The 22,475-nt window shown below is 66.1% G+C and carries 22 protein-coding genes and 1 pseudogene; 11 read left to right on the plus strand and 12 right to left on the minus strand.

What is annotated here, in order from left to right; genetic code table 11:
• Positions 1-138: 138 nt before the first annotated feature.
• Complete coding sequence (locus tag ACK4HJ_RS08095) at positions 139-852, minus strand: ABC transporter ATP-binding protein (protein WP_409829728.1); 714 nt, start codon at positions 850-852, stop codon at positions 139-141.
• A 15-nt stretch (positions 853-867) separates the two neighbouring features.
• Here ACK4HJ_RS08095 and ACK4HJ_RS08100 point away from each other — a divergent pair, with 15 nt between their 5' ends.
• A complete protein-coding gene (locus tag ACK4HJ_RS08100) occupies positions 868-1,554 on the plus strand; it encodes an arylesterase (protein WP_409829730.1) in 687 nt (228 codons plus the stop codon).
• A 9-nt stretch (positions 1,555-1,563) separates the two neighbouring features.
• Here the strand turns inward: ACK4HJ_RS08100 and ACK4HJ_RS08105 are convergent, their stop codons facing one another.
• The 4 genes from ACK4HJ_RS08105 to ACK4HJ_RS08120 form a co-directional block, all read right to left on the minus strand.
• Positions 1,564-1,758: a hypothetical protein gene (locus ACK4HJ_RS08105; protein WP_409829733.1), complete on the minus strand. Its 195-nt coding sequence runs from the start codon at positions 1,756-1,758 to the stop codon at positions 1,564-1,566.
• A 61-nt stretch (positions 1,759-1,819) separates the two neighbouring features.
• On the minus strand, positions 1,820-2,662 hold the full coding sequence (locus ACK4HJ_RS08110) for a DUF2189 domain-containing protein (protein WP_409829735.1): 843 nt from the start codon (positions 2,660-2,662) through the stop codon (positions 1,820-1,822).
• 112 nt (positions 2,663-2,774) lie between these two features.
• Positions 2,775-4,043 carry a PLP-dependent transferase gene (locus ACK4HJ_RS08115; RefSeq protein ID WP_409829737.1) on the minus strand — a complete coding sequence of 423 codons (1,269 nt, stop codon included), beginning with the start codon at positions 4,041-4,043 and terminating at the stop codon, positions 2,775-2,777.
• Between the two features lie 82 nt (positions 4,044-4,125).
• On the minus strand, positions 4,126-4,617 hold the full coding sequence (locus ACK4HJ_RS08120) for a BON domain-containing protein (protein ID WP_409829739.1): 492 nt from the start codon (positions 4,615-4,617) through the stop codon (positions 4,126-4,128).
• Positions 4,618-4,745: 128 nt separating this feature from the next.
• Between ACK4HJ_RS08120 and ACK4HJ_RS08125 the strand changes: the two genes are divergently transcribed.
• From ACK4HJ_RS08125 to ACK4HJ_RS08140, 4 genes are all read left to right on the plus strand, one after another.
• Positions 4,746-6,434, plus strand: coding sequence for a SulP family inorganic anion transporter (locus tag ACK4HJ_RS08125; protein ID WP_409829742.1), 1,689 nt, complete (start codon positions 4,746-4,748; stop codon positions 6,432-6,434).
• Positions 6,435-6,534: 100 nt separating this feature from the next.
• Positions 6,535-7,311 (plus strand): GGDEF domain-containing protein, encoded by a 777-nt coding sequence (locus ACK4HJ_RS08130; RefSeq protein ID WP_409829745.1) that lies wholly within the window; start codon positions 6,535-6,537, stop codon positions 7,309-7,311.
• Between the two features lie 10 nt (positions 7,312-7,321).
• Positions 7,322-8,176: a MinD/ParA family protein gene (locus ACK4HJ_RS08135; protein ID WP_409829748.1), complete on the plus strand. Its 855-nt coding sequence runs from the start codon at positions 7,322-7,324 to the stop codon at positions 8,174-8,176.
• Positions 8,177-8,244: 68 nt separating this feature from the next.
• Positions 8,245-9,042: a sulfurtransferase gene (locus ACK4HJ_RS08140; protein WP_409830094.1), complete on the plus strand. Its 798-nt coding sequence runs from the start codon at positions 8,245-8,247 to the stop codon at positions 9,040-9,042.
• Between the two features lie 61 nt (positions 9,043-9,103).
• Here ACK4HJ_RS08140 and ACK4HJ_RS08145 read toward each other — a convergent pair whose 3' ends face one another.
• The 4 genes from ACK4HJ_RS08145 to ACK4HJ_RS08160 all read right to left on the minus strand — a co-directional run bounded on the left by ACK4HJ_RS08145 (position 9,104) and on the right by ACK4HJ_RS08160 (position 11,940).
• Positions 9,104-9,988 carry a pirin family protein gene (locus tag ACK4HJ_RS08145; RefSeq protein WP_409829751.1) on the minus strand — a complete coding sequence of 295 codons (885 nt, stop codon included), beginning with the start codon at positions 9,986-9,988 and terminating at the stop codon, positions 9,104-9,106.
• Positions 9,989-10,108: 120 nt separating this feature from the next.
• Positions 10,109-10,663 carry a flavodoxin family protein gene (locus ACK4HJ_RS08150; protein WP_409829754.1) on the minus strand — a complete coding sequence of 185 codons (555 nt, stop codon included), beginning with the start codon at positions 10,661-10,663 and terminating at the stop codon, positions 10,109-10,111.
• Between the two features lie 121 nt (positions 10,664-10,784).
• A complete protein-coding gene (locus ACK4HJ_RS08155) occupies positions 10,785-11,198 on the minus strand; it encodes a DoxX family protein (RefSeq protein WP_409829756.1) in 414 nt (137 codons plus the stop codon).
• Between the two features lie 40 nt (positions 11,199-11,238).
• Positions 11,239-11,940, minus strand: a complete 702-nt coding sequence (locus ACK4HJ_RS08160; protein WP_409829759.1) for a pirin family protein — start codon at positions 11,938-11,940, stop codon at positions 11,239-11,241.
• Between the two features lie 105 nt (positions 11,941-12,045).
• On the opposite strand from ACK4HJ_RS08160, the gene ACK4HJ_RS08165 reads away from it, so the two are divergent.
• The 5 genes from ACK4HJ_RS08165 to ACK4HJ_RS08185 all read left to right on the plus strand — a co-directional run bounded on the left by ACK4HJ_RS08165 (position 12,046) and on the right by ACK4HJ_RS08185 (position 17,110).
• The gene (locus ACK4HJ_RS08165; RefSeq protein ID WP_409829760.1) at positions 12,046-12,984 is read left to right on the plus strand and encodes a LysR family transcriptional regulator; all 939 of its coding nucleotides are present in this window, start codon (positions 12,046-12,048) and stop codon (positions 12,982-12,984) included.
• A gap of 98 nt (positions 12,985-13,082) precedes the next feature.
• Positions 13,083-14,240: an NAD(P)/FAD-dependent oxidoreductase gene (locus ACK4HJ_RS08170; protein ID WP_409829763.1), complete on the plus strand. Its 1,158-nt coding sequence runs from the start codon at positions 13,083-13,085 to the stop codon at positions 14,238-14,240.
• Positions 14,237-15,256, plus strand: a complete 1,020-nt coding sequence (gene gluQRS / locus ACK4HJ_RS08175) for a tRNA glutamyl-Q(34) synthetase GluQRS (RefSeq protein ID WP_409829765.1) — start codon at positions 14,237-14,239, stop codon at positions 15,254-15,256. The genes ACK4HJ_RS08170 and gluQRS overlap by 4 nt, the downstream gene beginning before the upstream one ends.
• On the plus strand, positions 15,253-16,011 hold the full coding sequence (gene trmB / locus ACK4HJ_RS08180) for a tRNA (guanosine(46)-N7)-methyltransferase TrmB (RefSeq protein WP_409829767.1): 759 nt from the start codon (positions 15,253-15,255) through the stop codon (positions 16,009-16,011). Before gluQRS ends, trmB begins: the two co-directional genes overlap by 4 nt.
• Before the next feature lie 40 nt (positions 16,012-16,051).
• Positions 16,052-17,110, plus strand: a complete 1,059-nt coding sequence (locus ACK4HJ_RS08185) for a GGDEF domain-containing protein (RefSeq protein WP_409829769.1) — start codon at positions 16,052-16,054, stop codon at positions 17,108-17,110.
• A gap of 26 nt (positions 17,111-17,136) precedes the next feature.
• Here the strand turns inward: ACK4HJ_RS08185 and ACK4HJ_RS08190 are convergent.
• The 3 genes and pseudogenes from ACK4HJ_RS08190 to alaS all read right to left on the minus strand — a co-directional run bounded on the left by ACK4HJ_RS08190 (position 17,137) and on the right by alaS (position 21,206).
• Positions 17,137-17,566 (minus strand): annotated as a pseudogene (locus ACK4HJ_RS08190) (VOC family protein).
• Positions 17,567-17,609: 43 nt separating this feature from the next.
• Positions 17,610-18,533: a helix-turn-helix domain-containing protein gene (locus ACK4HJ_RS08195; RefSeq protein ID WP_409829771.1), complete on the minus strand. Its 924-nt coding sequence runs from the start codon at positions 18,531-18,533 to the stop codon at positions 17,610-17,612.
• Between the two features lie 33 nt (positions 18,534-18,566).
• Entirely contained in the window at positions 18,567-21,206 is a 2,640-nt protein-coding gene (gene alaS, locus ACK4HJ_RS08200) for an alanine--tRNA ligase (protein WP_409829773.1), read from the minus strand.
• Positions 21,207-21,506: 300 nt separating this feature from the next.
• On the opposite strand from alaS, the gene ACK4HJ_RS08205 reads away from it, so the two are divergent.
• On the plus strand, positions 21,507-22,424 hold the full coding sequence (locus ACK4HJ_RS08205; protein ID WP_409829776.1) for a dihydrodipicolinate synthase family protein: 918 nt from the start codon (positions 21,507-21,509) through the stop codon (positions 22,422-22,424).
• The last annotated feature ends 51 nt before the right edge of the window (positions 22,425-22,475 follow it).

The following is a 22,475-nucleotide window of genomic DNA, read 5'->3' on the forward strand; positions in this document are numbered from 1 at the left end:
CGCGTGCGCTTGGTGGTGTTGCTCAGGCCCAGGCTGCTTTGCTTCATGTGCCTATTGTCTCGGCTTCAAGCATTCGTCGGCACATGACGCAGGGGATTCGTGAAGAGGGTCCCTAGAGGCCGAAAACACCAGAAACTGTCAGACCACCCGGCCTGCCTCAATCGTGATGCGCCGGTCACACTGCGCAGCAATGGCGCGGTCGTGGGTTACCAGCACCAGCGTCGTGCCCTGCTCGCGGTTCAGGTCGAACATGAGCTGCATGATGGTCTCGCCGGTGGCGAAGTCCAGGCTGCCCGTGGGCTCGTCGGCCAGCAGCACAGCGGGTTGCACCACAAAGGCCCGCGCCAGGGCCACACGCTGCTGCTCGCCGCCCGACAGCACCTTGGGGTAGTGCGACAGGCGCTGGCCCAGCCCCACGCGCGCCAGCATGTCGGCAGCGGCCTTGCGGGCGTTCTTCCGCACGTCGGAGCGCTCGGCCAGTTCCAGCGGCAGCATCACGTTTTCAAGTGCCGTGAGGTTACCCATGAGCTGAAAGCTCTGGAAGACGAAGCCCACCTTCTGCGCGCGCAGCGCAGCGCGGGCGTCTTCGTCCAGCGCAAAGAGGTCGTGCCCGTCCAGCCGCACCGTGCCGCGCGTGGGCGTGTCCAGCCCTGCAATGATGGACAGCAACGTGCTCTTGCCCGAGCCTGATGCGCCGACGATGGCGGCTGTTTCCCTCGCTGCCAGGCGGAAATCGATATCCCGCAAAATGTCGAGGGTTCCGGTGGAATCCGTGACCGATTTGAAGACATGCTCCACGGCGATGATGGGAGTGGCAGCGGATGTCTCGGGCAAGGGGGAGGATTCGGACATGAAAGGCTCTTTACTTTGATTCGAAATCTGCAACGGCGCCACTTTATCCTGAGCGCATCTGTCGGCCTCGCGGTGGGGCTTTCGCCCGCCCTGGCTGCCGCGCAAGCTACAGCGGCCGCCAAGGCACCTGCCGCGCAGGCCCGCACGCCGGTCATTCTGATTCTGGGAGATTCACTGAGCGCTGAATACGGCCTGCCGCGCGGCACCGGCTGGGTGGCGCTGCTGGAAAAGCAACTGGCGCAAGACAAGCTCCAAGCCACGGTGGTGAATGCCAGCGTGAGCGGCGAGACCACGGCCGGGGGCCGGTCGCGCCTGGCGTCGCTGCTGGCGCAGCATGCGCCCACCCATGTGGTGATCGAGCTGGGAGGCAACGACGCGCTGCGCGGGTTGCCGCTGAAGAACACAGAAGACAACCTGACCTGGATGACCCAGGCTGCCCAGAAGGCAGGCGCCAAGGTGCTGCTGGTGGGCATGCAGGTGCCCCCCAACTATGGCACCGACTATGCGAACAAGTTCGCCGGCCTTTTCACCACCGTGGCCCAGGCGCAGAAGGTGGCCGTGGTGCCGTTTTTCCTCAAGGGCGTGGCCGACGGCCCCGACCCTACCAAGCTGTTCCAGCCCGACCGCATTCACCCGCGCGCGGAAGCACACCCGCAGATGCTGGCCAACGTGTGGCCGGAGCTCAAGAAACTGCTGCGCTGAGCGACTGGCTCAGTTGGAGCCGTTCTCGCCAGCAGGACCACCGGACGTGCCGGCCGCGCCATCGGCCTGGCGGTCCGCCGATGGCTGGTCGGCGTGGTCATCTTCCGGCTTGCGCTGGGCCTTGGCTCTCAGCTTTTCTTCCTTCTTTTGTTTTTTGGCGAGCTCGCGCTGGCGCTTTTCGTATCCGTAGTTGGGTGTTGCCAAGGTAGTTGCTTCCTGAAGAGTAGTTGAGGCCCACTGTAACAGCACGTGATGGGCGAACCCATCACGCAGACGAAACCCGCACGGGGCTGACCGCCGCGCGGTAGGCATGCCAGCTGGCAAAGCCCAGCACCGGCCCGGCCAACAGCAGCCCCGCGCCCCACACCAACAGCAGCGATGCAGCCACGATGGCCGTGATGAGCGCCCCCCACAGCAGCATCACGCCCGGATTCTCCAGCACCACGCGCATGCTGGTAATGCCTGCGGTGAGCGCGTCCGTGTCGCGGTCCAGGATCATAGGGATGGACACGACCGATGTGGCAAACACCAGCGCCGCAAAAGCGCCGCCCACCAGCGTGTACACGGCCACAAAGCTCCAGTTCTGCGGATTGAACACTGCCTGCAAGACGCCGGTGGTGGACGGCATGCCTGTATTGAAGAACACGGCAAACACCACGAGCGAGGCCCGGCCCCAAAGCAATTCCAGCACCACCAGCACGAGGACAAGCATGCCCATGCTGCCCATGTGGCTGTCCCAGCAGGTCAGCGATTCACCCAGCGCAGGCTGCAGTCCGGCCTCGCGCCGGCGGCTGGTGTCGTACAAACCCATCGCCAGAAACGGCCCTACCAGAAGGCAGCCGCTGGCCAGGGACATGGTGTACTCGGGCCGCGTGCGGAACACCAAGCCCAGCACCAGCGCCATGCCCCAAAAGCACAGCCCATAAAACACCGCGATGCCGGGCGCGGCCCGCATATCGCGCAGGCCCAGGGTCAGCCAGCGGAACGGGTCGGAGAACCGCAAAGGCTGTAGGGTGATGGGCTGCGAGGTCGTGGGTGGCGCAGAGCCCGCAGAGGGGCCGCTGCCGCCGGGGTCGCGGGGCGAGGACGGGGTGGAGGTGTCGGGCATGCGGCGGAGAGAGACAACGGGCGGCTGGTACCGCAAACCCCCACACTAAGCCACCGTCTTGCCGCGCGCCACTGCGGAAACTACCACCTCCGGCCGCGCTGCTTGACCCGCGTCAAGCCCCGCCAAAGGCACTTGCCAGGGCCTGCTCCAGGTCTTGCCGCAGGTCTTCGACGGCCTCCAGGCCAATGGAGAACCGCACCAGCGTCCCGGGCCGAAGGTGCGGCGTGGGGCGCGTGCGCATGCTGGACAGCTGGTACGGCACCACCAGGCTCATGGGGCCGCCCCAGCTGTAGCCCAGCTTGAACAGCCGGAGGCTGTCGCAGAAAGTGTCCACCTGATCTTGCGTGTAGCGCGCGTCGATCATCACGCTGAACAGGCCGGCGGCCGCGCCCTGCCCTCCGTGGGCTGCACCACACAGCGCCTTCCAGTGCGCGTGGCCGGGGGCGTCCGGCAGCGCCGGATGCAGCAACTGTGCCACCGCGGCCTGCTGCTGCAGCCACCGTGCCAGGGTGCGGGCAGCCTCGTCGTGCGCGCGGTAGCGCAGCCCCACACTGGGCAGCGCCCGCAGTACGGCCTCGGCGTCGTTCGCGCCCACGCCCAGGCCCAGGCGCATGTGGGTAAGCTTGATCTTCATGTGCAGGCCCGGGTCGCGCGTGATGACGCTGCCCATGAGCACATCGCCCCCGCCGCTGGGATATTTGGTCAGCGCATGAGCGGAAATGTCCACGCCCAGGCTGCCCCCACCACCGCTGCCGTCACCGTCGCCCAGCAGGTCAAAGGGCGCAAAGGCCAGGCCTGCACCCCAGGTGTTGTCAAGTGCGGTGATCACACCACGTTCGCGGCAGATGCGCACCTGTTCGCACAGGTCGGGAAACTCCATGGTCACCGAGCCTGGCGCCTCCAGCCAGACCAGCCGCGTGGCAGGGGTGATGCGCGCGGCAAGGTCGGCAGGGTCCAATGGGTCATACAGTACGTGGCGGACACCGAAACGCGCCAGCTCGCCCTGCGCCAGATCCTTGCCGGGGCCATAGGCGTTGTCCGGAATCAGCACTTCATCGCCGGGCTTGAGCAGTGCAAGACCCACATTGGCAATGGCCGCCAGGCCGCTGGGTACCAGCACGCACTGCAAGCCGCCCTCCAGCGCGCAAAGGCGCTCTTCGAGGATGAACGTGGTGGGCGTGCCGTGCAGGCCATATGTGTAGCCGCTCTTGTCTTTCCACTCGCGCGAACGCATGGCGGCGACGTTAGGAAAAATGACAGTGGAAGCCTTGTAGACACCCGGCTGGGGGGCAACAAAGCCGGGCGGGGGAAGATAGTCGTGGTGGACGAGACGGGTGGCGAGATGGAGGTCGCCAAGGGTAGCGGGTTGGTCATGCTGCATGCGGCACATGGTAGCGCGCCGCCAGGGACCGGAGCCCCTGGCGGCGCGTCATCATGCTGGCAATCAGCTCGTCGGCTGCAGCTTAGCTGGCGGTCACCACCAGTTGGTTGTTCACCTCAGTCACGCCCTCCACCGCCTTGGCAATGGTTTCAGCGCGGTCACGTGCCACGGTGCTCGGGGCGGGGCCGTTCAGCGTCACCTTGCCGTTGACCGTGTCCACATTGATCTTGACGGCGCTGAGGTCGGGGTCGCGGGCCAGGTCGGCGTTAACCTTGGCCGTGATGGTGGCGTCGTCGATGGCGCCCATGGTGCGGTTGCCCGCGTTGGCCATGGCATTCTCGGCGGATGCGGCGCCTTGCTCCATACGGTTCTGTGCGTTGTCGATAGCCCCTTCAGCACGCACGCGGGCGTCGGCGGCAGCCTGGTCGGTCCGTTCAATGGCCGAGTCCACACGCTGACCCACCGTCTGGTCTTCTGTCTTGCCGCAAGCCGTAAGGCCCAGGGCCAGAGCACTGACAGCCAGGATGGTGGCAACACGTTGAGCGGGACGCTGGGAAATCTTCAGGGTGTTCATAGCAGTAACTCCTTGGGGTTGGAACATGGGGTCACTGTAGGCAGCGCAGGGTGCTCGCCGGGTCGGACGGTACCGAACTCCCTGTAGGACTTGGACGCCCGGCCTTGCGGGCGCGCGACAATCGCGAGATGTCCTTGTCTTCGCTCTCCCGGTGGTTCCCTTTCCTGTCCTGGCCCCGTCCCGACCGGACGCTCATAAAGGGGGAGTTCTGGGCCGGCATGACGGTGGGGCTGATGCTGGTGCCGCAGGGTGTGGCCTATGCGGCCCTGGCGGGCATGCCGCTGGTAACGGGCATTTACGCCTCGTTGATTCCTGCGCTGGTGGCGGTGCTGTTCAGCTCGTCCACCCGGCTGGGCGTGGGCCCCACGGCGCTGACCAGTCTGCTGATTGGCGCATCGCTATCAGGGATGGCTGAGCCTGGCAGCGCCCAGTGGGTGGCCATGGCGGCGTGGATGGCCATTCTGTCGGGCGTGCTGCAGCTGGTGATGGGCATGGCGCGGTTTGGGTGGCTGCTCAACCTGGTCACTTCGCCGGTGCTCAGCGGGTTCACGCAGGCGGCAGCGCTGCTGATCCTGGGCTCGCAGCTGAGCGCATTGACGGGCCTTCGCGCGTCGGATTGGGGTGCCCTGCTGTCCACGCCCTCGCCCGGCTTGTTCGACCTCACCGCCGCAGCCTTCGGCCTGGGCAGCCTGGCCTTGCTGATGCTGGCACGCCGCTGGAAGGCCAACTTCCCGGCCGCCATCATCGTGGTCGGCGCGGCAGGTGGCCTGAGTTGGGCGCTGGGTTTTGCCGACGCAGGCGGCGCCGTGGTGGGCACACTGCCTTCGGGTCTGCCCGCACCCTACTGGCCGGGCATGCTGCCGTGGTCGGGCTTTGCTGCGCTGGTCATGCCGGTTCTGGTGGTGACGCTCGTGAGTTTTTTGGAGACTGCGTCCAGCGCCAAGGTTGAAAGCCAGCGCTCCGGCGAGCAATGGAACGAGAACCAGGACCTCATCGGCCAGGGCCTGGCCAAGATCAGCAGCGGCCTGTGCGGCAGCTTCGCCACCAGCGCCTCGTTCTCGCGCTCGGCCATCAACCTGTATGCGGGCGCCCAGAGCGGCTGGGCCACGCTCTTTGCCATCAGCCTGGTGCTGGTGGTGCTGCTGTGGCTGACGCCAGCGCTGTACCACGTGCCGCAGTCGGTGCTGGCGGCCGTGGTGGTGACGGCCGTCACCAGCCTCATCAAGCCGCGCACGCTGCTGCGGCTGTGGAAGGTGTCCCGTGTGGAGGCCGTGATTGGCGGCATCACCTTCGCGCTTACCCTGGCCACGGCGCCGCGCATGTACTGGGGCGTGCTCGTGGGTCTGCTGATGAACCTGAGCCATTTCCTGTACCAGCGCCTGCACCCGCGCATCATCGAGGTGGGCCTGCACCCGGACGGCAGCCTGCGCGACCGGCACCTGTGGCAGCTGCCGCCCCTGGCACCCCGGCTGCTGGCCCTGCGCATGGACGCCGAGCTTGACTTTGCCTCCGCCAGCGCGCTGGAGCGGCGGGTGACGCAGCAACTGGCAGAGCACCCCGACGTGGTTCACCTGTGCCTGCTCGCGCAGCCCATCAACCGCATTGACGTGACCGGCGTGGAGACCTTCGCGCAACTTCTGACGCTCATGCAGTCGCGGGGAGGCACCTTGCACCTAAGCGGTCTCAAGCTGCCGGTGGAGCAGGTACTGCGGCAGGCCGGCCTGCTGGCGCCCAGTGCGGGCCTGGCGATGTACCGCACGGACGCAGAAGCGCTGGTGGCGCTGCAGCACCTGAGCGAGCCCATTGCGAGGGTTTAGTCCGGAAACTGCCCAGGGTTTACCGGGTTTACCACCCTCTGTTCCCGCGCTTTGGCCTATAAGGGCGCTGGTACACTTCAACAACTTTTTTGCTCCATCTGTGTCTGACTCTGCGGCCTCCCATCTTGTAGATCTGCGCGACCTTCGCCTGGATACTGCACACGCGCTGGTGGCTCAGGCCGGCGGCAGCGAAGCGGCTTTGCACCGCGAAACCCCCTCCAGATACCTGCAAGGCCTTATCGACGGCCTGTGCGAACTGTCCCTCAAAGACCCCCTCACCGGCCTGGCCAACCGCAGGCACTTTCGCGCCGTTCTGGAGCGCGAGATCGACCGCGTGACGCGATCCGGCGAAGCCGCGCTGCTGCTCATGCTGGACATCGACCACTTCAAGCACGTGAACGACACGCACGGCCACCTGGCGGGCGATGTGGTGCTGCAGTCGGTGGCCCGCACGCTGGCGGCCTGTGTACGTCCCATGGACACCCTGGCGCGCTATGGCGGTGAAGAATTTGCCGTGGTGCTGCCCGCCTGCCAGGCCGCTTTTGGCCGCGTAGTGGCCGAGCGCATCCGCCGTGCCGTGGCCAGCACGCCCATCCGCATTTCGCCGTCGGTGGAGTTGAGCGTGACGGTCAGCATCGGCGGTGCCTTTGCCATGCAATGGATCCGCTCGACCACCCTGCTGTGGACCGACCGGGCGGATCACCAGCTCTACCAGGCCAAGGCGTCGGGGCGCAACCGCGTCAGCATTGAGGAGCAACCCGACAGCACTGTCAGTGCCGAAGAGAAAAGCCTGTTGTTTGGCCCGCTCTACACCCCTTCGGGTTGGGGCGATCTGCCACCGCTGGACCCCACCAACCCAACAGGCAGCGCCTACTGAAAGTTAGATGATGAGCGACGCGCTGTCCCCCCAATCCGCCACGCCGACTGCCCCTGCCGGCCCTGCCACCCCTACAGCCTCCGGCCTGCCGGGCGCCCGCATCATTGCCGTGACCAGCGGCAAGGGCGGCGTGGGCAAGACCTTTGTGTCTGCCAACCTGGCCGCTGCCCTCACCCGCCGCGGGCAGCGCGTACTGGTACTGGACGCTGACCTGGGCCTGGCCAACCTGGACGTGGTGCTGAACCTGCATCCCAAGATCACGCTGCACGATGTGTTTACCGGCAAGGCCACGCTCGAAGAAGCCGTGATCGCTGCGCCCGGCGGCTTTGATGTGCTGCTGGCGGGCTCGGGCATGGTGGAGTATTCGCGCCTCACGCCCGAGGTGCGCAACCAGTTCCTGAGCGTGATCCAGGCGCTCACGCCGCAATACGACGTGGTACTGCTCGACACCGGCGCCGGCATTTCCGACGTGGTGTTGTTCTCCGTGTCGCTGGCCTCCGAGGTGCTCATCGTGGCCACGCCCGAGCCCACTTCGCTGACCGACGCCTACGCCGCCATCAAGGTGTTGGCCATGCAGCAAAAGCGGCAGCATGTGCGCATGGTGATCAACCAGGCGGCACGCCCGGGCGACGGCCGCGCCATCACCAGCCAGCTTCAACAAGTGCTGGACCGCTTTGTCAGCACCGAGTCCGGCCGCCCCATGCGCCTGATCCACATGGGCGACATCCCGGCCGACCCGTCGGTGCGCGAAGCTGTCATGCGCCGCCAGCTGCTGCTGCTGCAGACACCCGGCTGCCCCGCGGCGCTGGCCATGGCCCAGCTCGCCAACAAGATCGAGACCACGCTGCTGTCGCCAGCAGCCTAAGAACACGTCCGGCGGCGCCCCGGCGCAACCCGGCCACTATGGACACCACCAGGCCCGCCAGCGGGCCTTTGTGCATTTTTACTGCCGTGAACGACACCCCGAACACCGTCCTCAACATCTCCTGCTACAAGTTCGTGCCGCTGCCCGATGCGGCCGCGCTGCGCGAGGTGCTGCATGCGCGCGCGGGGGCGGCGCAGCTCAAGGGCACCATCCTGCTTGCCGAAGAAGGTATCAACTTCTTTCTGGCCGGTACGGCCGAAGCGGTGCGCGGCTTTGTGGACGCGTTGCGGGCCGACGAGCGCTTTGCCGACCTGGAGCCCAAGGAGAGCTGGTCGGCTACCGTGCCGTTCCGCAAGATGCTGGTCAAGGTGAAGCGCGAAATCATCCGCATGGACCATCCCACGATCAAGCCCGCCGAAGGCCGTGCCCCGTCGGTGGACCCGGCCACGCTGCGCCGCTGGCTGAACCAGGGGCACGACGACGAAGGCCGCGAGGTGGTGACCCTGGATACGCGCAACGCCTTCGAGGTGGACGAAGGCACGTTCGACAACGCCATCGACTGGCGCATCGACAAGTTCACCGAGTTCCCACCCGCCCTGCGTGCACACAAGGCCGACCTGCAGGACAAGACGGTGGTGAGCTTTTGCACCGGCGGCATCCGCTGCGAGAAGGCGGCCATTCTGATGCGCGAGGAAGGCCTGCAGCACGTCTACCAGCTGGAGGGCGGCATCTTGAAATACTTTGAGCTGACCGATGGCGCCCACTACCACGGCGGCTGCTTTGTGTTTGACGAGCGCCGCGTGCTGGACACGGGCCTGGCGACCGATGCCAAACACACCAGCGATGCAAAAACTATCAATAAGTGAGCTGCCAGCGCTTATCCAGCAAGCGCTAGCGGCCAATTCGGCTTGAATTTTCAGACCGACATCATGCCTTGAAGCGGCGCTCCGGCAACGGGATGCGCTCCACCTCGCCAGGCACCTGGCCCATGGCCTGGGCTTCCCAGTCGGCAGCGGCCTGCACGATGCGGTCCTTGCGGCTCGATACAAAGTTCCACCAGATGTGCCGCGGCGCGTCCAGCGGTTCGCCGCCCACCACCATCAGGCGCGCTGCACGTTCGCCCGCCGTCAGGCGCAGGCCTTGCCCATCCAGCTGCACGGCCAGAATCTGCGCGGCCAGCGGCTCGCCGTTGAGCTGCACCGGCGCGTCCACCGCATAGACACCCATCTCCGGCACCAGGGCCGGAATCTCCAACGTGGCGCCGGCGGGCAACTGCACGTCCAGGTACAGGGTGCGCGAATAGGTGGCCACCGGCGACGTTGCGCCAAACGCCTCACCGATCAGCACACGCACCGTGGCATCGCCCACGCGCAGCTGCGGTATGGCGGCTGCCGGCGTGTGCACGAAGGTGGGATCGGCCTCCTCGGCCGCGAGCGGCAGCGCGGCCCACAGCTGGATGCCGTGGTTCACGTATGGCCGCTGGGCCAGGCTCTCCGGGCGCCGCTCGGAATGCACGATGCCGCGCCCCGCGGTCATCCAGTTGATGGCGCCGGGTTCGATCTGCTGCACGCTGCCCAGACTGTCGCGGTGCAGGATGGCGCCTTCGAACAGATAGGTGACGGTGGCGAGGCCGATGTGCGGATGGGGCCGCACATCGTGCCCCGCGTCCGGCATGACGGTGACTGGGCCGAAGTGGTCAAAGAACAGGAACGGCCCCACGGCCTGGCGCTGCACGGCGGGCAGCAGGCGCCGCACCGTGAAGCCACCGCCCAGGTCCTTGGCATGCCCGGACAGGCGCAAGAGGGCGCTCATGCCCAAGTCTCCATGGCGCTCTCAGCGCAGGCGTTGCGGGAATTTAGTGTGGTGTACATGGGGCGGCTCCTTGACTGTGGTGCCCCACAGCCTACCAGCGCCCGAACCCGCGCGCTCGCATCAGCCGCCCAGCTTGGCGGCCAAGGCGGCCACACGCTGGCCGAACTGCTTTCCCGTCTCCAGGTCGCCGGGGAACATCTCGGCGGCCGAGGCGTCGGACGGCGACTGCGCCATGGCGCCGCTGAACGAGCCGATCCAGTTCACATCGTTGCGCGTGGCGGCCTTGGAGTTGGCGGGCATCATGCCGTTGCCCACCCAGATGCCGCCGTGCTGCATGGCCAGGTGGAACAGGTAGTCCAGCGTGACCTGCTTGTCGCCATTGGTGCTGGCGCTGTTGGTGAAGCCTGCGAACAGCTTGTCCTTCCAGGCCTGGCTGAACCAGGGCTTGGACGAGGCGTCCGCAAATTTCTTGAACTGCCAGCTGGGGCCTGCCATGTAGGTGGGCGAGCCAAAAATGATGGCGCTGGCGGCGGCCAGCGTCTCCCAGCCGCCTTCGGGCAGATTGCCGTCGGCATCAATGGCGACCAGTTGGGCGCCCGCACCCTCGGCCACGGCTTGCGCCAGGCGTTGTGTATGACCGTAACCCGAGTGGTAAACAACTGCGATCTGTGCCATAAGAAAACTCCTGTTGAAACGATGGGGAACGACGAAAGAGACAAAAAACTAGCCAGCGCGGATTGAATGCCAGAACCTGCAGCCCTGCGGGCTGCAAGCCCATTCATTCACACGCGCCGGATCAGCGGCCTGCGCGGCGTGCGTCCAGGCTCCAGGCGCCCGCGCCAAACGCAGCCAGGGCCAGCAGGCCGCCGGTCACGCCCACGTTCTTGAAGAACATGAGCTGCTGCATCATTTGCTGGTCGGCCGGCAGGCTCCAGTACGCGTGGAACAAGAAGCTGGCCACCAGCGTGAAGAAGGCCAACGCCAGCGCGGCAAACCGCGTGCCCACGCCAAAGATGAGGGCCAGGCTGCCGACGATTTCCACCACCACCGCAATGGCGGCCGCCACCGTGGGCATGGGCAGCCCCACCGAAGTGATGTAGCCCACGGTACCGGCAAAGCCGGTCAATTTGCTGATGCCCGCAGGCAAAAACAGGGCGGCCAGCAGCAGGCGCGATGCCAGGGCCAGGGGGTTTTGCAGGGATGTGAACATGGTGAAGGACTCCTGAGTGAAAGTGGTTACGAAGTAAGAATCAGGCGGCCAGGTCAAACACCAGCACCTCGGCGTTGTGGCCATCGGTCAACGACAAGGTGGTTTCCTTTTCCATCAGCAGCGCATCGCCGCCCGACAGGGCCTGGCCGTTGGCAGTCAGCGCGCCGCGCACCAGGTGCACATAGGTCTTGCGGGCGGGGTTGAGCGCCAGCGTGGCGGATTCCGGCCCATTCAGCAGACCTGCGTACAGGGCCGCATCGGCATGGATCTTGACCGAGCCCTGGGCACCGTCGGGCGATGCCACCAGGCGCAATGTGCCGCGCTTTTCAGCCTCGGCAAAGGTCTTTTGCTCGTAGCTGGGAGGGATGCCGCGCACATTGGGCTCGATCCAGATTTGCAGGAAGTGCGTGGTCTGGCCCGCTGCGTGGTTGAACTCGCTGTGCTGCACGCCGGTGCCCGCACTCATGCGCTGCACGTCGCCGGGCGGGATGCCCTTGATGTTGCCCATGCTGTCCTTGTGGGCCAGTTCGCCCGACAGCACATAGCTGATGATTTCCATGTCGCGGTGGCCATGGGTGCCGAACCCGGTGCCCGGCGCAATGCGGTCTTCGTTGATGACGCGCAGGTTGCCAAAGCCCATGTGGGCGGGGTCGTAGTACCCGGCAAACGAGAAGCTGTGGAAGGAATTGAGCCAGCCATGGTCGGCGTGGCCCCGGTCTTGCGATTTACGAACAGTCAACATGGTGATGGCTCCTTTGAAGACTCGACTGTAGGACGCCAAGCCCGCCTGCGGGGGCAGATGAATTGATGGCAATATTCAAATAATCTGAATTAACATGGCGCCACCATGCAAAATGCACGTGATGTCCTCACCCCTGATGCGCTCACCATGCTGCAGGTGATTGCCGAGGCGGGCAGCTTTGCCGCCGCCGCGCGCCAACTGGGCCTGGTGCCCAGCGCCCTCACCTACCGCGTACGCCAAATCGAAGACGCACTGGACGTGTTGCTGTTCGACCGCAGCGCACGCCAGGCCCGCCCTACCGAAGCGGGCGTCGAGCTCCTGCGCGAAGGCTCCCGCCTGCTGCAGGACATCGACGCCGTCGCCCACCGTGTGCGCCGCGTGGCCACGGGCTGGGAGCCGCAGCTCACGCTGTCCATCGACGGCATCATCTCGCCCCACACCATGCTGGAGCTGGTGGACGCGTTTTACGCCATGCAGCCGCCCACGCGCTTGAAGCTGCGCGACGGCATCATGACCGGGACGCTGGAGGCCCTCACCTCGGGTCGCGCCGACTTGGCCATTGGCGTGTCGGTAGCGGGCAACAACGTGGCAGGCCTTCAGCAGGGCACGCTGGGCGACGTGCTGTTCATCTATGTGGTGGCTCCCCACCATCCACTGGCCTCGGCGCCCGAGCCCATCAGCGACAACACTTTGCTGCAGCACCGCGCTGTGGCCGTAGCCGATTCGGCCACCCGAGGTGGCGCCACCATGGGCCTGCTGGGCGGTCAGGACGTGCTGACGGTGGACACCATGCAAGCCAAGGTGCAGGTGCAGCTGCGCGGCCTGGGCGGCGGCTTTCTGCCCGAGCCCATGGTGCGCCCCTACCTCGAAGCCGGACGACTGGTGGCCCGCCGCGTGACCCGGCCCGAGCGCAATGTCCGCGTGCACTATGCCTGGGGCGGCCCAGGCTTTACGGTGCCAGGCCGCGCGCTGCAGTGGTGGCTGAACCAGCTGCAAAGCCCCGCCACACGCCGCGCTCTGCTGGAAAACCACCATCATTTCTGATCCCCATCAGGCGCGCGGAGAGCACGTGCGCGTGTAGAGTGGTCGCTGTTGGTTTTGCATCGCGTTTCCTTTTGCCGACCGTCACCGAAAGGCCTTCCATGAGCACACCAGACCCCCTCCCTGCCAAACGGCTGCGACGCACCAGCGCCCCGCCTTCATCCCGCGACTCCGCTCCTCCCGCCCCGCCCCCCACCACCCTGTCCGGCAAGCCGCAGCGCCATTTCGCCATCATCGGCGCGGGCATGGCTGGCATCGCCTGCGCCCGCACCCTGGTGCAGGCCGGGCACCGCGTGACCGTGTTTGAAAAATCCGCCCAGGCCGGCGGCCGCACCACAACCATCGACAGCCCCTTTGGCAGCTTTGACGCCGGGGCCCAGTACTTCACCGTGCGCGACCCGCGGTTCGCGCGCGCCATCGACACCGTGCCCGGCGTGTGCAAGCGCTGGAGCGCCAATTCCGTGCAGGTGCTGGACGCCGCAGGCCGCGTGGCCGCAGTGGGCCTGGCCAACCGCGAAGCCCACTGGGTGGCCAGCCCCGGCATGCAGGCCCTGGTCACCACCTGGGCCGAGCCGCTGCAGCGTGCCGGCCAGCTGCTGACAGAAACCCGCGTGACCCGCATCGAACCCGACGCCCTCAGCGCCCCCGGCTGGCAAGGCTGGCAGCTGCGCACCGAAGGCGCCGATGGCAGCCAGCGCGTGTACGCCGGCTTTGACGCCGTGCTGCTGGCCCAGCCCTCGGTGCCCGCGCAGGCACTACTCTCCACCTCGGGCCTCAACACGCCGCTGCTCGACGCGCTATCCACCGTGGCGATCGCCCCCTGCTGGACGCTGATGCTGGCCTATCCCCATGCCGTGCGCCCGGGTCTGACCACGCTGGGCCCGCAATGGAACGCGGCGCGCAGCACGCACCACCGCATCGCATGGCTGGCGCGCGAATCGTCCAAGCCCGGCCGCAACGTGGTGGAGCGCTGGACGGTACAGGCCAGCCCCGCCTGGTCGGCCGAACACCTCGAAGATGACGAAGCCCGCGTCCAGGCCAAGCTGATCAAGGCCTTTGCCGAGGTCACCGGCATCCGTGCAGAGCCCTCGCACACCGACACGCGCCGTTGGCGCTATGCCCAGACCACCCACCCGCTCGGCAAGACCCACCTGTGGGACGCCAAGACCAGCCTGGGCGCCTGCGGCGACTGGTGCCTGGGGCACCGGCTGGAAGACGCGTTCATCTCGGGACTGGAGTTGGCGCTGGCCGTGGCATGAGCGCAGCGCAGCGCACTGCAAAGCCGTACATCGGGCGGCCGTACATAGGGCGCTTCGCCCCGTCCCCTACCGGCCCGCTGCACGCCGGCTCCCTGGTTGCCGCCCTGGCCAGCTGGCTGGACGCCCGGGCGCACCATGGCCAGTGGCTGGTGCGCATTGAGGACGTGGATACGCCACGCTGCGTGCCGGGGGCAGACGCGTTCATCCTGCAGCAGCTGGCTACCTGCGGCCTGCTGCCCGACGCCCCGCCGCAATGGCAGTCGGCCCGCGGGCTGCTGTACCAGCGCGCGCTGGACCAACTGGTGGCGCAAGGAGACGCCTACCCCTGCGGATGCTCGCGCAAGGACATCGAAGACGCCCAGGCAGCGCTCGGCCACGCGCGGGAGCGCCACGCCGCGCTGCCCTACCCTGGCACCTGCCGCCACGGGCTGGGCGGGCGCGTGGCGCGCTCCTGGCGGTTCAATGTTACGGATTTCAATAAAAAACAGGCTCCATCGCTTACTGGACAAGCGCCAGAAGCTATCAATTCAGGAGCATCCAGCACACCGCCTTCATCAGACGCGGGTACCGAAATGCACTGGACCGACCGGCGCCTGGGGCCCCAGCACCAGGACGTGGTCCGCGTGGTGGGCGACTTTGTTTTGCGGCGCGCGGACGGGCTGTGGGCCTACCAGCTGGTCGTGGTGGTGGACGATGCCGACCAGGGCATCACCGATGTGGTCCGGGGCGAGGACCTGGCCGACAACACGCCCCGCCAGATCCTTCTGCAGCAGGCCCTGGGGCTGCCCACACCGCGCTACCTGCACACCCCGCTGGTATGTGGCGCCAATGGCGAAAAGCTTTCCAAACAGAACGGTGCCCGCGCGCTGGACCTGAATGACCCCGTGCGGGCGCTGGCCCAGGCCGCCAGCACACTGGGCCTGCCGGCGCTGCCACATCCGCACAACATTTGCGTGCCGGACGCCCTGGCGCACTGGGTCTTGGCGTGGCGACGAAACTACAATGCCCCATCGTGACCGAACTGACCCCTGCACCCGTCCCCCAGAGCGCTGCTCCCGCTGCAGCCCCCCGCACGCCCGGCCAAGCGCCCGCGGGCGTAACGCACCCCAAGACCATCAAAAGCTTTGTGCGCCGTGCCGGCCGCACCACCACGGGCCAGGCCAAGGCGTTTGAAGATTTCGGCCCGAGGTTTGTCCTGCCCTTTCGCCAGAGCGTGCTGGACGCTTCCGCCGCCTTCGGCCGCAGCGCGCCGCTGATCCTGGAGATAGGCTTTGGCATGGGCGAGGCGACGGCCCACATTGCCCGCGTGCGGCCCGGCGACAACTTTCTGTGCTGCGAGGTGCACGAGCCCGGCGTGGGCGCCCTCCTCAAGCGCATTGGCGAACAAGACCTCACCAACATCCGCATCCTGCAGCACGACGCCGTCGAAGTCATTGACCACATGCTGCCCGAGGCTTGCCTGGACGGCGTGCACATCTTCTTCCCGGACCCCTGGCACAAGACCAAGCACAACAAGCGCCGTCTGGTGCAGCCTCCGCTGGTCGCCAAGCTGGCCGCGCGCCTCAAACCCGGCGGCTACCTACATTGCGCCACCGACTGGGAGCCCTATGCCCAGCAGATGCTGGAAGTGCTGGGCGCCGAGCCTCTGCTGCAAAACACCGCCCCCGGCTTTGCACCGCAACCCGACTACCGCCCCCTGACCAAGTTCGAGAACCGCGGCCTGCGGCTCGGCCACGGCGTGTGGGATGTCGTGTTCGTGCGCCGCAACTAACACCGACGACATGCCCCGACAGGCCCGCCGCGCAACACCTATGAAACCCATCCTGCAAAACCTGGTGGAGATGACGGGTCACCGCGACCATTTGCGGCTGGAGGTGTCGGTGCTGTCCACGCTGCAGAAGCTCAGCAGCATCATCGAAGTGCGCGCGCTGGAGCTGTTCACCGACGAGGGCGTGGCCTACGTACGGCCCCGCACCTGGGTGGAAGACGGCCAGCTGGTCTCCACCGATTCGGAAGCGGCGGCCGACCCCCGGCGCGAGACGCTGGACCAATACCCGGCCCTGCGCGTGTGCGTGGAAGACCACAGCGACAGCGCACTGGCCTCGCCGCGCAAGGGCCGCTATGTGCTGTGGCTGCCGGTATGGATGCACGACAAGGTGAGCACTTGCCTGGAGATCACGCAGTCGCGCCCGTTCTCTGCACACAAGCTGGACGTGCTCAAGGGCGTTTTTCAGGTCTACCAGAACTACCAGAGTTTGCTGGACTACAGCGAGCGCGACGCACTGACCGGCCTGTTCAACCGCAAGACGTTTGACGAGCAGTTCTCGCGCTACACCATGACGGGGCTGGGCGGCCGGGTGAGCGCGGTGAACGCCGTTACCGAGTCATATTCCAACGACGAATGCGCGGCACCCTCCGAGCCCGTGCAGCAATGGCTGGCCGTGGTGGATATCGACCACTTCAAGCAGGTCAACGACCGTTTTGGCCACCTGTATGGTGACGAGGTGCTCATCCTCATTGCCAACATCCTGCGCAGCTCGTTCCGCAGCCACGACCGCATCTTCCGTTTTGGCGGCGAGGAGTTTGTGGTGCTGCTGCGCTCCACCACGCTGAGCACTGCCCACAAGGTGTTCAACCGCTTCCGCCAGGCCGTGCAGGAGTACAACTTTCCTCAGGTGGGCCAGGTCACCGTGAGCCTGGGCTTTGTCAGCACCACGCGGGGCGCGCCTGTGGAAATCCTGGGCCAGGCCGACCAGGCGCTGTACTACGCCAAGGAACACGGCCGCAACCAGGTGTGCTTTTACGACGATCTGGTTGCCAGCGGCCACCTGGCGGCCAAGGTGGCCAACGACGACGTCGAACTGTTCTAAGCCAGGCGCATCCAAGCGCCACTGAGTCACTGGAACAGCGCGGTGTAGCGGCGCTGCATCTCGGCAGGCTCCACGTTCTCTATCGAATGCCCGATCAGCCAACGGTGTCCGTACGGGTCGCACCGCGCCGGAGCGCTCGCCATAGAAGGCATCGCTGGGCTCGCGCTCCAGGCTGGCGCCGGCGGCCACCGCCTGGCGGATCATCGCATCGGCGTCGTCCACATGCAGATGGATGGTGACCGGGGTTGCACCTATGCTGCTGGCCGAGCGGATACCCATCTCCGGAAACTCCTCGCTCAGCATGATGGTGGTGCCGCCGAAGTCCAGCTCGGCATGTCCGACGCGGCCTGAGGGCTCCACCAGCCGGAAGTTTTCGGTGGCCCCGAAAGCCTGGTGGTAGAAGGCGATGGCGGCGCGGGCGTCGGTGACGCACAGGTAGGCGTAAACCTCGTGGATTCGCCTGGATGACTCCTGGTATGAAGGGCCGTATCTTCCGCAGTCAGCGCCGACGGGTCTTGGACAAATTTGACCTGTGGCTGGGCAGGCGCAGATGACTGCCGCCGTCGGTGGACAGCCGGACAAAATCGGATGGCGAAACACCCGCCACTGCGCGGACTTCGCGGTGAAAGTGCGACTGGTCCGCATACCCTCGTGCCGCCGCCACCTGCGCCAGCGTCGCGCCAGGCAGGACTGCATCACGCAGTGCAGCGCGTACGCGCTGCACTTGCGCGAAGGCCTTGGGAGTCAGCCCCACCGCGTCGCGAAACAGATGGATGAAGTGGCGGTGGCTCAAGCCCTGCAGCCAGGGCTCGACCCGCGCTGAATCCGAAAGGCCGCGCAGCGCCCGGACCACTGCAGGGTGCATGACGCTTGGTCCGCCAGCCGCGGCCCGGCAACGCCAAATCTCCAGCAATGCCGCTTCCAGCCGCGCAAGGCGCCGCGCGGGGCAGGCCATGCCCAGCAACTCTTCGCCAAGTTCGCGGCCTTGCTCACCCCACACGTCGGCCAGCGCCACATGCTGCCCGGCCACCGCATGCGCTGGCAGGCCCCACAGCGCGCGGACACCGCCGGCGCGCAACAACACACCCACCGAGCGCGCTGGCGCTACCGACTGCTTTAAATAGAAACGGCTGCGTGGCCCGCCGATCACGGCTTCCGGCAGTTGCAGGCCACCAGAGCTGTCAACGGAATCAAACACTGTGGCACCGGGCCCCGCGGACGTGCGAAAGACAAGGTGCGCAAGGCCCGTGGGCAACACGTGCTCCGTGACCTGGGCTGGCCCTGGTCCCCGGTTCTGCTGCACCAGTTTGGCGGCCTCAGGGTGCCCATGGTCGTGCGCATCGAAGCCGCGCACGTCGGGGTGATCGTGGGCCCACAACAAGGCCACCACGGGGGACAGTTCAGGGCACGGGGCGCGCTGCATGGTTTCGCCCGCGCCCCGGCTTTCAGGCCCGGGTCAGGCCCGCTCGGCCACCCAGCCCTGCACCGATTGCAGGGCAGCACCCAGTTTGCTGGCGTCCGTACCGCCGGCCATGGCCATGTCGGGCTTGCCGCCGCCCTTGCCGCCCACCTGCTGGGCCACAAAGTTGACCAGCTCGCCGGCCTTGACCTTGCCCACGCTGTCGGCCGTCACGCCAGCCGCCAGCTGCACCTTGTCGCCATCGACGGCGGCAAGCACGATGGCGGCTGTCTTGAGCTTGTCCTTGAGCTTGTCCATGGTGTCGCGCAGCGTCTTGGCATCCGCACCGGGCAGCGCGGCGGCCAGCACCCGAATCGACCCGTTCATGCCCTTCACTTCCACAGCCTGGTTCACCAGTTCGTCGCCCTGGCTGGACGCCAGCTTGCCCTTGAGCGCGGCGATTTCCTTCTCCAGCGCCTTGACGTTGTCGAGCGTCTGGCCGATGCGGGCATTGAGCTCTGCCACCGGGGTCTTGAAGCTGCCAGCCGCCTGCGTCACGGTGTCTTCCAGCTGCTGCAGGTAGGCCAGTGCATTGATGCCGGTCACGGCCTCAATGCGGCGCACGCCTGCAGCCACGCCGCCCTCGGCCACCACCTTGAACAGTCCGATATCGCCGGTGCGCTGCACGTGTGTCCCACCGCACAGCTCGCGGCTGGAGCCGATGTCGAGCACGCGCACGGTCTCGCCGTACTTCTCGCCGAACAGCATCATCGCGCCGGTCTTCTGGGCCGACTCGATGTCCATAAGGCGGGCGTTGGTGGCGTGGTTGGCCAGTATTTCTTCGTTCACGAGGCGCTCGATCTCGCGGATCTGCGCGTCGGTGACCGGAGCGTTGTGCGCAAAGTCAAAACGCGTGCGCTCGGCGTTCACCAAGCTGCCCTTTTGTTGCACGTGGCTGCCCAGCACTTCGCGCAGGGCCTTGTGCATGAGGTGGGTGGCCGAATGGTTGCGCACCGTGGCCGCGCGCACTGCGGTGTTCACCTGGGCCTGCACGGTGTCGCCCACGTTCAGCGTGCCTTCTTCGAGCGTGCCGTGGTGGCCGTACACATCGGCCTTGATCTTGAGCGTATCGCCCACCGCAAAACGGGCCGAGCCGCTGGTGATGACGCCTTCGTCTCCCACCTGCCCGCCGCTTTCGGCGTAGAACGGCGTCGTGTCGAGCACGACCACGCCGTTTTGACCAGCTTTTAGGGCTGCAGCGCTTGTCCCGTCTACGTAGATAGCTATGATTTTTGCAGTTTCAGCGAGGCTTTCGTAGCCGGTGAACTGGTTGACTGCGCCGGTGTACTCCAGCGCCTTGTCCATCTTGAACTTGCCAGCGGCGCGGGCCTGGGCCTTTTGCTTTTCCATGGCGGCCTTGAAGCCGGCCTCGTCCACTTCCACATCGCGCTCACGGCACACGTCGTTGGTCAGGTCCAGCGGAAAGCCGTAGGTGTCGTGCAGCTTGAAGGCGACGTCGCCGGGCAGCACTTTGGCGCCGCCCACCAGAGCCGCGTCGAGAATGTCCATGCCGTTGGCCAGCGTCTCGAAAAAGCGCTCCTCCTCGGCCTTGAGGACCTCGGTGATGCGTTGCTCCTGTTCGCGCAGCTTGGGGTAGGCGTCGCCCATCAGGCGCACCAGGTCAGCCACCAGCTTGTGGAAGAAAGGCGTCTTCTTGCCCAGCTTGTAGCCATGACGGATTGCGCGACGCACGATGCGGCGCTGCACGTAGCCGCGGCCTTCGTTGCTCGGGATCACGCCGTCGCTCACCAGGAACGCCGTGGCGCGGATGTGGTCGGCAATCACGCGCAGGCTCTTGTTGTCCAGATCGCTCACGCCGGTCTCGCGCGCGGCGGCCTTGATGAGCGCATCGAACAGGTCGATCTCGTAGTTGCTATGCACGTGCTGCAGGATGGCGGCCAGGCGTTCCAGGCCCATGCCGGTGTCCACGCAGGGCGCGGGCAGCGGGGTCACGGAGCCGTCTTCCTTCATGTCGAACTGCATGAACACGTTGTTCCAGATCTCGATAAAGCGGTCGCCATCTTCCTCGGGGCTGCCCGGAGGGCCGCCGGGGATGTGCGGGCCGTGGTCATAGAAGATCTCGGAGCAAGGGCCGCAAGGACCGGTGTCGGCCATCATCCAGAAGTTGTCGCTTTTGTAGCGGCCGCCCTTGTTGTCACCAATGCGGATCACACGCTCGGGCGGCAGACCGATTTCCTTGGTCCAGATGTCATAGGCTTCGTCGTCCTCTTGGTAGACCGTTGCCAGCAGGCGCTCGGGCGGCAGCTTGTAAACCTCGGTCAGCAGCTCCCACGCCCACTTGAGCGATTCGCGCTTGAAGTAGTCGCCAAACGACCAGTTGCCCAGCATTTCAAAGAAGGTGTGGTGGCGCGCGGTGTAGCCCACGTTTTCCAGGTCGTTGTGCTTGCCACCGGCACGCAGGCAGGCCTGCACGGACACGGCCCGGTTGTAGGGGCGCTTGTCGGTGCCCAGGAACACGTCCTTGAACTGCACCATGCCCGAATTGGTAAACATCAGCGTGGGGTCGTTACCCGGCACCAGGGGGCTCGATGCCACAACGGTGTGGCCCTTGGAGACGAAGAAGTCCAGGAAGGACTTGCGGATGTCGGCGACAGAAAAAGTGGGTGTGCTGCTCATGGTGTGGTGGAGTGGTTTCACACAGTGGGGCGCCGTGCAGGCCGATGCCTGCGGACGGCCCAGCGGGACCAACCTTTCATTATAGGTTTGGCGCCTCGCAGCCCGTGGCTGGGGAACGACACCGCCTGGCTTACGGCCTGTGCCCGTCCCCACCTCATCCGCCCCACTCGCGGATGCCTGCCGTCAGACATGGCCCGCACGCGCTTTGCAAAAAGATGAAAACGCCCATTGCATTTCAAATATTTCTTTAATATATTTACAACATACTGAAGTTCATCACCCACCCCGGAGCACGTTCCCATGAATCCCCAACCCCGCTGGCAAGGCATCTTCCCCGCCATCACCACCAAGTTCCACGCTGACGAGTCGATCGATGCCGAAGGCACGGCCCGCCACATCGACTTCCAGATCCGCAACGGCATCCACGGCCTGGTCACCTGCGGCTCGCTGGGCGAAGCCAGCACGCTGACGCTGGAAGAAAAGCTCCAGGTAGCAAAGATCGCCCTCGAAGCCGCCGACGGCCGCGTGCCCGTGCTGGCCAATGTGTCCGAAACCAGCACCCGCGAAGCCCTGCGCTACATCGACGGTGCCAACAAGCTCGGCGTGGCGGGCTACATGGTCATGCCCTCGGTGATTTACGTAGCTGATGCGCGCGAAGCCATGGCCAATGTGCGCGCCATGGCCGCAGCCGCCCAGCGCCCGCTGATGGTCTACAACAACCCTGTCGCCTACCGCGTGGACCTGAAGCCCGAGCACATGCTGGAGCTGGCCGATTGCGAATGGATCGCCGCCATCAAGGAAAGCACAGGCGACATCCGCCGCATCACCGACCTGCGCAACACCGTGGGCAACCGCTACCAGCTCTTCCTGGGCGTGGACGACCTGGCCTACGAAGGTCTGGCGCTGGGCTGCGACGGCCTGCTGGCGGGCGTGGGCTGCGCCTTCCCGCGCGAAACGGTTGCGTTGTATGACCTGATGAAGGCCGGAAAATTTGCCGAAGCGCTGCCGCTGTACCAGTGGATGACGCCCATGCTGCACCTGGATGTGTCGAACAAGCTGGTGCAGAACCTCAAGCTGATCGACGTGCTCGTGGGCGTAGGCACCGAGCACATGCGCCGCCCCCGTCTGCCGCTGGTGGGCGAAGAGCGCGCATTTGTCGAGCGTGTGGTCCGCCAGGCGCTCGAAACCCGCCCGACCCAGTACCAGTCCGTGGCCTGACACGCCCCGCCATTTCCGTCACCGGGCCGGACGAGACACCGGCCCTTTCCA

Source organism: Acidovorax sp. (genome assembly GCF_046294525.1).
Classification (GTDB): Bacteria; Pseudomonadota; Gammaproteobacteria; order Burkholderiales; family Burkholderiaceae_C; genus Acidovorax.

Excerpts from the sequence above, each read along its gene's own strand:
- ACK4HJ_RS08195 (WP_409829771.1), bottom strand. The coding sequence starts at position 18,533 with ATGCAGCGCGCCCCGTGCCCTGAACTGTCCCCCGTGGTGGCCTTGTTG.
- ACK4HJ_RS08165 (WP_409829760.1), top strand. The coding sequence starts at position 12,046 with ATGCAAAATGCACGTGATGTCCTCACCCCTGATGCGCTCACCATGCTG.
- ACK4HJ_RS08160 (WP_409829759.1), bottom strand. The coding sequence starts at position 11,940 with ATGTTGACTGTTCGTAAATCGCAAGACCGGGGCCACGCCGACCATGGC.
- ACK4HJ_RS08145 (WP_409829751.1), bottom strand. The coding sequence starts at position 9,988 with ATGAGCGCCCTCTTGCGCCTGTCCGGGCATGCCAAGGACCTGGGCGGT.
- ACK4HJ_RS08135 (WP_409829748.1), top strand. The coding sequence starts at position 7,322 with ATGAGCGACGCGCTGTCCCCCCAATCCGCCACGCCGACTGCCCCTGCC.
- ACK4HJ_RS08125 (WP_409829742.1), top strand. The coding sequence starts at position 4,746 with ATGTCCTTGTCTTCGCTCTCCCGGTGGTTCCCTTTCCTGTCCTGGCCC.
- ACK4HJ_RS08155 (WP_409829756.1), bottom strand. The coding sequence starts at position 11,198 with ATGTTCACATCCCTGCAAAACCCCCTGGCCCTGGCATCGCGCCTGCTG.
- ACK4HJ_RS08110 (WP_409829735.1), bottom strand. The coding sequence starts at position 2,662 with ATGCCCGACACCTCCACCCCGTCCTCGCCCCGCGACCCCGGCGGCAGC.
- alaS (WP_409829773.1), bottom strand. The coding sequence starts at position 21,206 with ATGAGCAGCACACCCACTTTTTCTGTCGCCGACATCCGCAAGTCCTTC.
- ACK4HJ_RS08150 (WP_409829754.1), bottom strand. The coding sequence starts at position 10,663 with ATGGCACAGATCGCAGTTGTTTACCACTCGGGTTACGGTCATACACAA.
- ACK4HJ_RS08115 (WP_409829737.1), bottom strand. The coding sequence starts at position 4,043 with ATGCAGCATGACCAACCCGCTACCCTTGGCGACCTCCATCTCGCCACC.
- ACK4HJ_RS08170 (WP_409829763.1), top strand. The coding sequence starts at position 13,083 with ATGAGCACACCAGACCCCCTCCCTGCCAAACGGCTGCGACGCACCAGC.
- ACK4HJ_RS08095 (WP_409829728.1), bottom strand. The coding sequence starts at position 852 with ATGTCCGAATCCTCCCCCTTGCCCGAGACATCCGCTGCCACTCCCATC.
- ACK4HJ_RS08185 (WP_409829769.1), top strand. The coding sequence starts at position 16,052 with ATGAAACCCATCCTGCAAAACCTGGTGGAGATGACGGGTCACCGCGAC.
- gluQRS (WP_409829765.1), top strand. The coding sequence starts at position 14,237 with ATGAGCGCAGCGCAGCGCACTGCAAAGCCGTACATCGGGCGGCCGTAC.
- ACK4HJ_RS08205 (WP_409829776.1), top strand. The coding sequence starts at position 21,507 with ATGAATCCCCAACCCCGCTGGCAAGGCATCTTCCCCGCCATCACCACC.
- ACK4HJ_RS08120 (WP_409829739.1), bottom strand. The coding sequence starts at position 4,617 with ATGAACACCCTGAAGATTTCCCAGCGTCCCGCTCAACGTGTTGCCACC.